This is a genomic window from Candidatus Symbiobacter mobilis CR (assembly GCF_000477435.1).
GTDB lineage: Bacteria > Pseudomonadota > Gammaproteobacteria > Burkholderiales > Burkholderiaceae_C > Rhodoferax > Rhodoferax mobilis.
This window is the reverse complement of sequence record NC_022576.1, coordinates 2,173,672-2,186,158: the sequence shown is the minus strand read 5'-3', so window position 1 is coordinate 2,186,158 and position 12,487 is coordinate 2,173,672. Positions and strand designations below refer to the sequence as shown.

The window sequence follows — 12,487 nt, the reverse complement described above, 5'->3', positions numbered from 1 at the left end:
CAAAGCCTTCCCATGCATCTTCCCCATCCTTTGCAATCCTTGCTACGTAAGTACCGCCCTGGAAAAGGCCCAGGCAAAGGCCCTGGAGTGCGCTGCACGGAAGAAGGGCGCATTCGCCATCTGCATTTGGGGAGCGGATCGCTCTGCATCCAGGGGTCGATCGACCTCGACAAACCCACCCGGCTCGTGCATGAGTACACCGAACAAATGATGGCGGTTTTGCTTTTCGTCGATCCGCAGGACGTTCCAGACCTCCACGCCATGCAATTGGGGCTGGGGGCCGGTTCCCTGACGCGCTTTTGCACGCAAAAGCTCGGCGTGCGCGCCACCGTCATCGAAATCGACCCCGAAGTCGTGCAGGCTTGCCAACGCTGGTTCGGCCTGGCCGGAGAGCACCCGCTGCTGCGCATCGTCCTGGCTGACGCCGCCACCGAGATACAACAACCCCAGTGGTGGGGGATGGTCGATGTCTTGCACGTCGATGTCTATGACCACGACGCCGCCCGCCCCGTGCTGGACGACGCACCGTTTTACGCGCACTGCCGCCGCATGCTGTCCCCCAAGGGTTGCATGGCGGTCAACGTGTTCGGGGAGTCATCGCACGTGGAAGGCACGATCGAGCGCATCGCCCACAGTTTTGGGAACGCGGCGCTCTGGAAATTCCCTACCACCCGCTACGGCAACACCGTCGTGCTGGCGCAGTACACCCCTACGCATCCGGGAGGGGAAGACCGCGCCAGCGCCATCCAGGCACGCTGGGGGCTGCCTGCGCGGCGCTGGCTGCGTGCCCTGCGGCGGATTTGAGAGAACGAGTACAGCACGATGACAGCCACCCACGACTCTGGCCCGCTGGATTGGCGCCGTCTGGTGCAATGGCTGCGCGAGGACGGGATCATCGACGCAGCGCAGGCCCAGCGTATCCACGCACGGTGCGCCCACGCGGAAAGCGCGCAACACCCTCTGCTGCGGCTGGTGAGCGTAGGGGTGCAACGCACCAGCGACCACAAACCTCTGGATGTCGACATGCTGTTGCAATGGCTGGCAGGCCGTTCCGGCCTCGACTATGTGCGGATCGACCCATTGCGCGTGGACGTGGGCAAGGTGGCCGAAACCATGGGGCTGGCCTACGCGCAGCACCACAAGATTCTGCCGATCCAAATCGGTCCGGCGGAAGTGACGGTCGCCACGTCCGAGCCTTTCGTGACCGGATGGGTGACGGAAGTCGAACGCCAGTCGCGCCGCAGCGTGCGCCGCGTGCTGGCCAACCCGCAAGACATCCATCGCTACACCGTCGAGTTCTACACGCTGGCCAAGTCAGTGCAGTCGGCTGCGCGAACGGGGAACCATGTGGGGTCGAACTTTGAGCAGATCGTCGAGCTGGGCAAGAGCAACCGCCAGCTCGACGCCAACGACCAGGGTGTGGTGCAGGTCGTCGATTGGCTGTGGCAATACGCCTTTGACCAGCGTGCCAGCGACATCCACCTCGAACCCCGCCGCGAACAGGGGGTGATCCGCTTCCGTATCGACGGCGTGTTGCATCTCGTGTACCAATTGCCGATGGGGGTATTCGGCGCGATGGTCGCACGCATCAAGCTGCTGGGGCGGATAGACGTGCTCGAACGGCGGCGCCCGCAGGACGGACGCATCAAGACGCGCAACCCCGCCGGGGACGAAGTGGAAATGCGCATTTCCACCCTGCCGACCGCCTTCGGCGAAAAGATGGTGATGCGCATCTTCGACCCCGACACCACGGTGCGGAACCTCGACGCGCTGGGTTTTTCCGTACACGATGCCCAGCGCTGGGAAGACCTCGTCCGCAAACCGCACGGCATCCTGCTGGTGACAGGCCCGACGGGGTCAGGCAAGACGACTACCCTCTACGCCACGCTCAAGCGACTGGCGACGGAAGAAGTGAACGTCAGCACCGTCGAAGACCCCATCGAAATGATCGAGCCTGCCTTCAACCAGACGCAGGTGCAGACGCAGCTCGACTTTGGTTTTCCCGAAGGGTTGCGTGCGCTGATGCGCCAAGACCCCGACATCGTCATGGTTGGCGAGATTCGCGACCAGGCCACTGCGGAAATGGCCGTGCAGGCGGCGCTCACCGGGCATCTGGTGCTCTCGACCCTGCACACCAACGATGCCCCTGCGGCCATCACGCGGCTGATGGAACTGGGCATCGCGCCGTACCTGATCCAAGCCACCCTGCTAGGGGTGCTTGCGCAACGGCTGGTGCGCACGCTATGCCCCTCGTGCAAGCAGCCTGGGGAGGTGATTCCCCGCGAACAGCTTTCCCAGGCTGTCCACCCCTGGCGCATCGACGGCGATTACCGGCCCTTCCGCCCCGTAGGCTGCGTGGACTGCCGGACGACGGGCTTTCGCGGCAGGATGGGCTTGTATGAACTGCTCGTCGTCACCCCCGCGTTCCAGGCGCTGATCCGCCCCGACCCTGACTCCCCAGCCCTGCTACGCCAAGCCGTTGCCGACGGTATGCGCCCCCTGCGGCTCGCTGGCGTGCTGCGCGTGGCCGAAGGGCTGACCGTGCTGGACGAAGTACTGTCTTGCACCCCGGCGCCGCAGTACAAGGGTGGGGTAGGTGGGTAAAGGGTTCGTCGGCCATCTGGAATACTTTTTGCGCGGTGGCATACTCCCCGCCACCCCACGCAGAGGAGGTAGCCTGTGAAGCTTGGCAAATCGACGCGCCTGTGGCGCACGGATGGTTTTGTTGCAGTCGTTGCCATCGTGGCCATGCTAGTGCTACACCTGTCCACCGACGCCATCGGGACGATCGAACGTCGGTTCTACGACTACGCCAGCACCAGCACTGCACGGCAGCCTTCGGGCCAGATTGCCGTCATCGCCATCGATGACCAGAGCATTGCGAACATCGGCAGGTGGCCTTGGTCTCGCGATGTCTTGGCACGGATGATCGACACGCTCGCGCAAGCCAAGGCCAAGACCATCGTTTTGACGACGTTTTTCTTCGAGCCGCAGGTGGATCGCGGTTTGCGGTACATCCAGACGATGAAGGGCATCCTCGCGGCGCAGCCCCCGGCGGAGGATGGCACCCTGCCCAACCAGCCCTTGCTCGACCTGATTCGCGAAGCCGAAACCGCGCTCGATACCGACGCCCAGCTCGCGCAGAGCCTCGCACAGGCAGGCAATGTCCTCCTGCCCAGCCTGTTCGACTTGGGCGAACCCCGTGGGAACCCCGATACCGAGTTGCCAGCCTTTGCCCAACGCAGCGCGATCGAGGAATTCGAGGGCTTCTCGATCCCGGCCGTCCGTGCCCAGGAACCGCTGGCGGCACTGGGGGAAGCTGCTGCCGGTGTCGGCCACCTCAATCAATTGCAGGACATGGACGGGGCACTGCGCCGGGAAGTTCTGCTCGTGAACTACTACGGCAAAGCCATCCCCTCAATGGCGTTGCTGGCGGCGCTCCACAGCCTGAATCTGAAAGTGTCGGACGTGAAGCTCCATCCCGGTGAGGCCGTGCAAATCGGCAAACTGCGGATCACGACCGACGGCGCAGCGATGATGCTGCCGCAGTTCTACCCGATGCAGGCAGGGCGCGGCGCTTTCCCCGTCGATTCTTTTTTCGATGTGCTCAACGGCAAGATTCCTGCATCCAAGTACGCAGGCAAGATCGTCGTGATCGGCGCCACCGCAGCGGGTGTGGGGACGCAGTTCGCCGCGCCGGGCAGCCCCGCGTTGTCCCCGGCGGAAACGATCGCGCACGTGGGGTCGAGCATCCTGCAGGAACACTTCATCGTCCAACCTGGATGGGCGGTCGGGACGACTTGGTTGATCGGGCTACTGGTCTGCGCCTACCTTGTCGCGCTGCTGCCCAAAATGTCCGCAGGGATGTCCGCAGGTGTGACTTCCGTGCTGTTTGCGGGGATGCTCGGCAGTGAATTCGTGCTGCTGTCTGCGTCGGCGCTGTGGCTCGATCTGGTGTTCCCCGCCGCGCTGCTGTTGTGGGGGCACCTGGCGCTGACGACCAAACGCTTCCTCGTCACCGAAGCCGGCAAGCTCAAGTCTGACGAAGAGTCCGCAGAAACCAACCGGATGATGGGGCTGGCTCTGCAAGGGCAAGGGCAACTCGACATGGCCTTCGACCGCTTTCGCCGCGTTCCGGTCAGCGAGGAGCTGATGGGCAACCTCTACAACCTGGCGCTGGATTTCGAGCGCAAGCGCCAGTTCAACAAAGCCCAGGCCGTGTACGAACACATGGCTGGCTTCGATGCAGGCTACAAGGATCTGCAAACCAAGCTGAACCGGGCCAAAAACCTCTCGGAGACGGTCATGCTCGGCGGAGGGGGTTCGCACCCCGGCGGTGCGCTGTTGCTCGACGGCGGCGCCGTGGAAAAGCCCATGCTGGGGCGCTACCAGGTGGAAAAAGAGTTGGGCAAGGGCGCGATGGGAATCGTCTACCTGGGGCGCGACCCCAAGATCGGGCGCGTCGTGGCGATCAAGACCATGGCGCTCGGCGACGAATTCGAAGGCAGCGAATTGGTCGATGCACGCGAGCGCTTCTTCCGTGAAGCCGAAACGGCCGGTCGGCTACAGCACCAAAACATCGTCACGATCTTCGACGCTGGCGAAGAGCACGATCTCGCATACATCGCGATGGAATTCCTCAAGGGCAAGGATTTGACCGGCTACTGCAAGCCGGACAACCTGCTCCCCGTTTCCACGGTCGTGTCCATCGTCAGCCGCGTTGCGCAGGCGCTGGCCTATGCGCACCGTGCCCATGTGGTGCATCGCGACATCAAGCCCGCCAACATCATGTACGAGCTGGACTCCGACACCGTCAAGGTCACGGACTTCGGCATCGCAAGGATCACGGACTCCAGCAAGACCAAAACGGGGCTTGTCCTCGGCACCCCCAGCTTCATGTCGCCGGAGCAACTGTCGGGCAAGAAGGTCGATGGGCGCTCAGACTTGTATTCGCTGGGGGTGATGCTCTACCAGATGCTGACTGCCGTGCTCCCCTTCCGGGGCGAGTCGATGTCCGAGCTGATGTACAAGATCGCCAACGAAGAAGCATCGGACGTCCGCACGATCCGGCCCGAGTTGTCGGCAGAGCTGGCCGCCGTCGTGGCATGCTCCATGCGCAAAGACCCCAACACCCGCTACCAGGACGGGGACGCTTTTGCCCAGGCATTGCAGGCGGCGATGGGCGCCCCGGGGACGACGACACCGTCTTCGCCCTCTACCCCGGCTGCCCCGCCAACGCCGCCAGCCCCACCGCCACCCCAGTCGGCCCACCCCACCCCCGCTGGCAGCAACGAAAAAACATCTGCCTTCACGGCGCCTGGACAACACGACACCCAGCCCGACTTTGCCAACACGTCCACGATGCAGGCATCGACACCCGATGCCGCAAAAGGGGTACAACCTGATTTCGAACTCTAGGCGCACCACCATGATGTATTCGCACTATGCGCTCACCGACCCCGGCCTGGTACGCACCAACAACGAAGATGCCTTTCTCCTCGACGAAACGACAGGGGTCGTGGTGCTTGCAGACGGCATGGGCGGCTACAACGCCGGAGAAATTGCCAGCGGTATGGCAACGACGTTCATCCAGTCCGAAGTGGCGCGGTGGATGACGCAGACGGGGTCATCCGCCACGCCGGAAAAGATCGCGCAGGCCATCGAGATCAGTGTTTTCAAAACCAATCTGTCGATCTTCCAGTCGGCCAGTTCCAATCCGCAATATGCCGGTATGGGCACCACGCTCGTCGTCGGCGTTTTCCACGGGCCTGTGCTCGTTCTGGGTCATGTGGGGGATTCCCGCTGCTACCGCCTGCGCGACCACAAGCTGTTGCGAATAACCAAAGACCATTCGATGCTGCAAGAGCAGGTGGATGCCGGGCTGCTGACCGCGCAGGAAGCCAGCAAGGCCCCGGGGAAAAACCTATTGACGCGCGCACTCGGCGTCGAAGAAAACGTGCAGATCGAGTTGCACACGCACTCCGTCTGCCCCAACGACCTATACCTCATGTGTTCCGATGGGTTGACGGACATGGTCGACGATGATCGGATCGCCGAATTGCTCGACGCTGGTACGCCCCTGGAGGACACTGCGCAGGCGCTGATCCGCCAAGCCACCCAGGGAGGGGGACGCGATAACATCACCGTCGTGCTAACCCGGGCACACCCGGTTCCCGAAAGACCTGGGCTGCTTTCCCGTTTGCTGGGACGAGCCGCCAACCATTCCTGACCCCTTGCATCGGACTCGGACACATCCTTAGGAGGCATTCATGCCCAAAGTCATCCTGTCGCTCGATGGTGCCGTGCTCAAGGAAGTCGATCTGACGAAAGAACGCACCACCCTTGGGCGACGCCCCTACAACGATATCGTGATCGAGAACCTCGCGGTCAGTGGCGAACACGCTGTGTTCGTCTTGGTGGGGGGGCAGGTGGTGCTCGAAGATCTCAACAGCACCAACGGAACGTACATCAATGGCAAGGTCGTAAAAAAACAGGCGTTGCTGCATAACGATGTCGTCGAGATCGGCAAGTTCCGGCTCAAGTTCGAGAACCCCCAGCCTGCTGCAGATTTCGAGAAAACCATGGTGTTGCGGCCCCATGCCGCTGCTGCCCCACCTGCTGCCGCGCCCATGGCGCCCTCGATACCCGAAGCGCATCCCCAGGATGTGCGTGGCTCGATCAAGGTCATCTCCGGCGCTGCCGCTGGGCGGGAACTGCCCTTGACCAAGGTCGTGACCACCTTTGGCAAGCCTGGCGTAGCCGTTGCGGCCATCACGCGCAGAACCCACCAGTTCCTGGTACACCATGTCGAAGGGGACGACCGGCCGTTCCTCAATGGGGTCGCCATCGGCAGTGAGCCTGTGGTGCTCAAACACGGGGATCAGATCGTCCTGGCGGGAACCCACATGCAGTTCTTCCAATCGTAGGCGGCGTGCCGTGGGGTGCGCTCCACCATCCACACGGCTGCTGCGTAGCTGATGCGCTCCCTTGCGCGGCACCGGCGGCGCGTTGCGTTGTCGATGGTTCCGATCGTGCTGGCTTTGCTGCATGTCCTGGGTTGGGTCGAATGGGATGTGCTGCGCATTCTGGATGCCTGGGCCTATGACGTTCGCTTGGGATGGAGCATGTCGCAAACCCGTGACCCCCGAATCGTCATCGTGGACATCGACGAAAAAAGCCTTTCCCAGATCGGGCGCTGGCCGTGGTCGCGCAACAAAATGGCGCAACTCACCGGCGTGCTGTGCGCTCAGCAGGTGGCGGCCATCGGCTTCGATGTCGTCTTTGCCGAGCCTGACCAGAGTTCTGGAATCGAGCCGCTCCGTCGCCTGGCACAGCGGGAAGGGGCTGCCAATCCCGACTTGGCCCGGCACGTGGCACGCCTGGCGCCCGAGCTGGATTACGACGGACTCTTTGCCCAGGCGCTGCATCGCTGCCCTGTCGTGCTGGGCTACTACTTCTCCGGCGAGCCAGATGCCCGTCCCAGCGGAGTACTTCCTGCTCCTGTGGTTCACAGCGCGACCAAGCCACCCGCCTTGCGGGCCAACCCTGCCTGGCGCGGGTACGGCGCCAGCATCGCAACGCTGGCGCAGGCTGCGCCGTTGGGGGGCTTTTTCAACTCGATCACCGACCGCGATGGCGTGGTGCGGTCGCTGCCGATGTTGACGTGGTACGAAGGCCGGGTGTACGAATCGCTGCCCTTGTCCCTGTACCGGCTCGTCACCGGCATGCCTGCGATCCACCTCGACGCAGAACCCGGCGCGACGCTGACGTGGGAGACCGGAACCGTGCGCTTGCCCTTGGACGAACGCGGCACCATGGCCATCCCGTTCCGTGGCAAAGGGGGCGCTCGGGGCGGCACGTTCGAGTATGTGTCCGCAGCCGATGTGTTGGCTGGCGCCATGTCGCCGAAGCATTTGCAGGGCAAGATCGTGCTGGTAGGCACCTCCGCGCCAGGGATCGTCGACTTGCGCGCAACGCCCGTTGCTGCGGTGTACCCTGGGGTCGAGGTGCAGGCCAGCATGTTGTCGGGCCTGCTCGATCAGCGCTTTTTGCGTCGCCCCATGCACATGCAAACCTACGACGTACTGCTGATGCTCTTCGTCGGACTGGGGTTGGCGTGGGCACTGCCGAGGATGCGTGCGCCGGTTGCCGTCGCAGTGTGCGTATTGACTGCCCTCACGCTTGTCATATTGCACACCGCCCTGTTTCTGTGGCACGGGTGGATCATCGACTCGGCTGCGCCGCTGACCATGGTGCTGTCGATCTTCATCCTGAACATGGGGTATGGCTATCTGGTCGCCAGCCGTTCGCGGCGAGAGCTTGTCGAGCTTTTTGGCACCTACGTACCTCGCGAACTGGTTCGCGAGATGGTGCAAGACCCCGACAACTACTCCATGCGTGCGCGCAACGAGGAACTGACGGTGATGTTCTGTGACATGCGTGGCTTTACCACCCTGGCGGAAAGGTTGGACCCCCTGGCGCTCCAACGGTTTCTCAACGGCATCTTCACCGAGCTGACGAACCTGATCGGAGCCAATCGGGGAACGGTGGACAAGTACATGGGCGACTGCATCATGGCGTTTTGGGGCGCGCCCGTGCCGTCTCCCTTGCATGCACAGCTTGCTGTCAAAACAGCGATACAGATGGTGCAGGCCCTGGGGCTGATCAACGAACGCCAGCGACAGGCATCGCCAGAAGGGATCCACACCGAAATCGGGGTGGGAATCGGACTCAACACCGGGCAGATGTACGTGGGAGACATGGGGTCGAACATCCGGCGCAGCTACACCGTGATTGGCGACGCAGTCAACCTGGGGTCACGACTCGAAGGGTTGTCGAAGATCTACGGCGTCAGCATCGTCGTCAGCGAATCCACGCGCCTGCTTGGCAGCAACTACGCATGGCAGGAACTCGACTTGGTGCGCGTCAAGGGCAAGGCGCAGGCCATCGCCATCTTCACCCCCGTGTGTGAAGCATCCCTACTGACGCAAGCCGACGGCGACAGGATCGAAACCTGGCGGAATTTTCTCGACCGCTACCGTCGTCAGGACTGGAAAGCCTGCACCACGCTGCTCGCATCCATGCAACCCACGCAGCGGGATGCCGTGCTGATCGCGCTGTACGCCGACCGCGTTGCCCAGCGCAGTGCGTTGGGCTTCGACTTTTCCTGGGATGGGGTCACGAACTTTGACACCAAATAAGCATGAACACGCCCACCAAACCTTCGACGTCCGACCGCACCGGGATGACCTTCGAGGCGCTGTTCTACAAACAGCTCCAGCATGTCACGGCGCGAATCCACGAAACGGACAACGTCGAGCAGATCATGCTCGAATCCAGCGCGGACATTTGCAAACTTTTCAATGCAGACCGGCTGACGCTGTACGTGGTCAACGAGGAACGCAATGCGATCATCTCGAAGATCAAGACCGGCCTGAATAGCAGCCGCGACCTCAAGCTCCCCATGACGCCGCAGAGCGTTGCGGGCTACGTCGCGTGCAGCCGCACCTTGGTCAACCTGGCCGACGTATACGACGAAGAAGCGCTCAAAAAAGTCCACCCCTCGCTGACTTTCCTCAAGGAGGTCGACAAGCGCTCCGGGTACCGCACGAAGCAGATGCTCGTCGCGCCCATCGTCGAAGGCGACACCCTCAGTGGCGTGCTCCAGATCATCAACAACAAGGGCGACCAACCTTTTGGCGACCTGGAGGTCGAAGGGGTCACCCAACTGTGCAAGACGCTGGCGACCGCCATCCGGCAGCGGATGCGCAAGCTGGAGGAAGGCCCCCGGCGGATGCTGACCAAGTACGACGCCTTGGTTACGAACGGCATCATCACCGAAGAGGAACTGCAACGCTGCCTGCAAGATGCGCGTACCTCGGAGCAGTCGGTGGAACAGGTGTTACTGAGCCAATACCAAGTCAAGCCAGCGCAAATTGGGCAGTCGCTTGCCAAGTTCTTTGGCGTACCGTATGAGCCGTTCAGCCCGGGGATCATCCGCTCAGAAATGCTGCACGGCAGCCTCAAACGGGACTTCACCGAATCACAGGGGTGGATTCCGCTCGAAGATTCGCCCGAAGGGCTGGTGGTGATGTGCCTCGATCCAGAGGCCGTGCGCAGTTCGCGCATCGTTCCCCAGGTTTTTCCACGTTCGTCCAAGTTTTCGTACCGGGTCACGACCAACGTCGAATTCAAGGACACCTTGGGCAAGATTTTTGGCGTCGAGGCAACGACCGGCAGCATCGACGACCTGCTCGCGGACATGGACGGCGCGCCCATGGACGACGGAACGAGCGAGGACGCGCTCGAATCCGCTGCTGCGGACAACGAGCTGGTCAAGTTCGTCAACAAAATCATCATTGATGCCTATTCGATGGGGGTGTCGGACATCCACATCGAACCGATGCCCGGCAAGCTCAAGACGGGCATCCGTTTCCGTATCGACGGCTCGCTGCAACCGTATATCGAGGTGCCCTCCCATTTCCGCCAAGCCATGGTCACGCGGCTGAAGATCATGTGCGATCTCGACATCTCCGAGCGGCGCAAGCCCCAGGACGGCAAGATCAAATTCAAGAAATACGGCCCACTCGACATTGAGCTGCGGGTAGCGACGATCCCTTCCGCAGGCGGGGTGGAAGACGTGGTGATGCGGATCTTGGCTGCCGGCGAGCCGATTCCGCTCGACAAGCTGGGCCTGACTCCGCACAACAAGGCCCGCGTCGTCCAGACTATCGAGAAACCCTATGGACTGTTTTACGTCTGCGGGCCGACGGGTTCAGGCAAGACGACGACCCTGCACTCGATCCTCAAACACATCAACACCCCGGACAACAAAATCTGGACTGCCGAAGACCCCGTCGAAATCACGCAAAGGGGCCTGCGGCAGGTGCAGATCAACAAAAAGGCTGGGATCGACTTTGCGCTGGTGATGCGCGCCTTCCTGCGGGCTGACCCGGACGTCATCATGGTCGGCGAATCGCGGGACAAGGAAACCGTTTCGATGGGCGTGGAAGCCTCGCTGACCGGGCACTTGGTGTTCTCGACCCTGCACACGAATTCCGCGCCGGAATCGATCACCCGCTTGCTCGACATGGGCATGGATCCCTTCAACTTCGCCGATGCCCTGCTGGGCATTCTGGCGCAGCGGCTGGCCAAACGGCTATGCGCCTGCAAGGAAGCCTACGTGCCCGACGCAGACGAACTACGGCTCTTTGCCGTCGAGTACTCCGAAGAGCTGCGCCATTCCAGCGCATGGAAAGCCGACTACGAGGGCGAACTCGCCAAGCTCATCGAAAGCTGGAGGCAGGTGTACGGGGACAACGGGGAACTCAAGCTGTACCGGCATGTGGGATGCCCCAAGTGCAATAACACGGGCTACAAAGGCCGGGTGGGGTTGCACGAGCTGTTGATTGCCGATGACCTCATCAAGCGCCTGATCCAGGAACGCGCCCGGGTGGCCGAAATTTTTGCCGCAGCCGTCGAAGGGGGGATGCGCACCCTCAAGATGGACGGCATGGAAAAAATTCTTATGGGGCTGACAGACATCAAGATGGTTCGCTCGGTATGCATCAAGTAGATTTTTCTCCACCAGATCAACGCGATAGGGTGATCGACCTCGCCCCCTCCCCTGGCTGCCCCTGCTGCGCGCGCAGGTCCATGCTGCGTGCGCTGGCGCTGGCTCCCCTGCTGTCGGCTTCAGGCATCGTCCTCGGTCGCGAGGGCATTGATGTGGGGCAAACCTCGATGTTTGCGCGGTTGATCCCCGCAGAACAAATCGAGAAGGTCGCCGCCTTGCAGTACCGGCAAATGCTCCAGCAGGCTGCTGCGGCCAAAAAGCTGGCGCCTGCGGAGCATCCCTCCGTGCGCCGCTTACGCTCCATTGCGGGGAGTTTTCTGCGGCATACCGTCGGCTGGAACCCTCGCGCCAAGGACTGGAAGTGGGAAGTTCACCTGATCCAAAGCAAGGAAATCAACGCTTTCTGTATGCCAGGGGGCAAGATCGTCTTTTTCAGCGCGATCCTCGACACCTTGCGGCTCAGCGACGACGAAACCGCAACGGTGATGGGCCACGAAATGGCGCATGCGCTGCGCGAACATGCCCGCGAGCGGCTAGGCAAGTCCACGGCCACCAGTCTGGGGGTCAGCTTGCTCGGGCAGGTGCTGGGGCTGGGAGATCTGGGGCGCGAGTTGACCAACCTCGGCGCGAAGCTGTTGACGCTGCAATTCAGCCGCAGCGACGAGTCCGAGGCAGACCTGGTGGGGATGGAACTGGCTGCCCGCGCCGGGTTCGACCCACGCGCAGGCATTTCCCTATGGCAAAAAATGGCTGCGGCCAGCAAAGGGGCGCCGCCGCAGTGGCTGTCCACGCACCCCAGCAACGATGCCCGCATCGGCGACATCCGCGCCAGCCTGCCCAAGGTGCTGCCGCTGTACCGCCCCGCATCGTCGGCAACAGGGCGGCCATAGGCATCCATCCCTTGCAGGAATC

The 12,487-nt window shown here is 62.4% G+C and carries 8 protein-coding genes; all 8 read left to right on the top strand.

Going from position 1 to position 12,487, the window contains the following annotated elements; genetic code table 11:
- Positions 1-12 precede the first annotated feature (12 nt).
- The 8 genes from CENROD_RS08960 to CENROD_RS08925 all read left to right on the top strand — a co-directional run bounded on the left by CENROD_RS08960 (position 13) and on the right by CENROD_RS08925 (position 12,465).
- Positions 13-804: a spermidine synthase gene (locus CENROD_RS08960; protein WP_022774888.1), complete on the top strand. Its 792-nt coding sequence runs from the start codon at positions 13-15 to the stop codon at positions 802-804.
- Between the two features lie 18 nt (positions 805-822).
- On the top strand, positions 823-2,604 hold the full coding sequence (tfpB, locus tag CENROD_RS08955; protein WP_022774884.1) for a type IV pilus assembly ATPase TfpB: 1,782 nt from the start codon (positions 823-825) through the stop codon (positions 2,602-2,604).
- Positions 2,605-2,679: 75 nt separating this feature from the next.
- The gene (locus CENROD_RS08950) at positions 2,680-5,418 is read left to right on the top strand and encodes a CHASE2 domain-containing serine/threonine-protein kinase (protein WP_022774880.1); all 2,739 of its coding nucleotides are present in this window, start codon (positions 2,680-2,682) and stop codon (positions 5,416-5,418) included.
- Positions 5,419-5,428: 10 nt separating this feature from the next.
- Positions 5,429-6,229, top strand: coding sequence for a Stp1/IreP family PP2C-type Ser/Thr phosphatase (locus CENROD_RS08945; RefSeq protein WP_022774877.1), 801 nt, complete (start codon positions 5,429-5,431; stop codon positions 6,227-6,229).
- Positions 6,230-6,269: 40 nt separating this feature from the next.
- Positions 6,270-6,926, top strand: a complete 657-nt coding sequence (locus tag CENROD_RS08940) for an FHA domain-containing protein (RefSeq protein WP_022774874.1) — start codon at positions 6,270-6,272, stop codon at positions 6,924-6,926.
- Positions 6,927-6,977: 51 nt separating this feature from the next.
- Complete coding sequence (locus tag CENROD_RS08935) at positions 6,978-9,200, top strand: CHASE2 domain-containing protein (protein WP_041193469.1); 2,223 nt, start codon at positions 6,978-6,980, stop codon at positions 9,198-9,200.
- Positions 9,201-9,202: 2 nt separating this feature from the next.
- Positions 9,203-11,575, top strand: coding sequence for a GspE/PulE family protein (locus tag CENROD_RS08930; RefSeq protein WP_022774866.1), 2,373 nt, complete (start codon positions 9,203-9,205; stop codon positions 11,573-11,575).
- The gene (locus tag CENROD_RS08925) at positions 11,563-12,465 is read left to right on the top strand and encodes a M48 family metallopeptidase (protein WP_081699862.1); all 903 of its coding nucleotides are present in this window, start codon (positions 11,563-11,565) and stop codon (positions 12,463-12,465) included. Before CENROD_RS08930 ends, CENROD_RS08925 begins: the two co-directional genes overlap by 13 nt.
- Positions 12,466-12,487 lie beyond the last annotated feature (22 nt).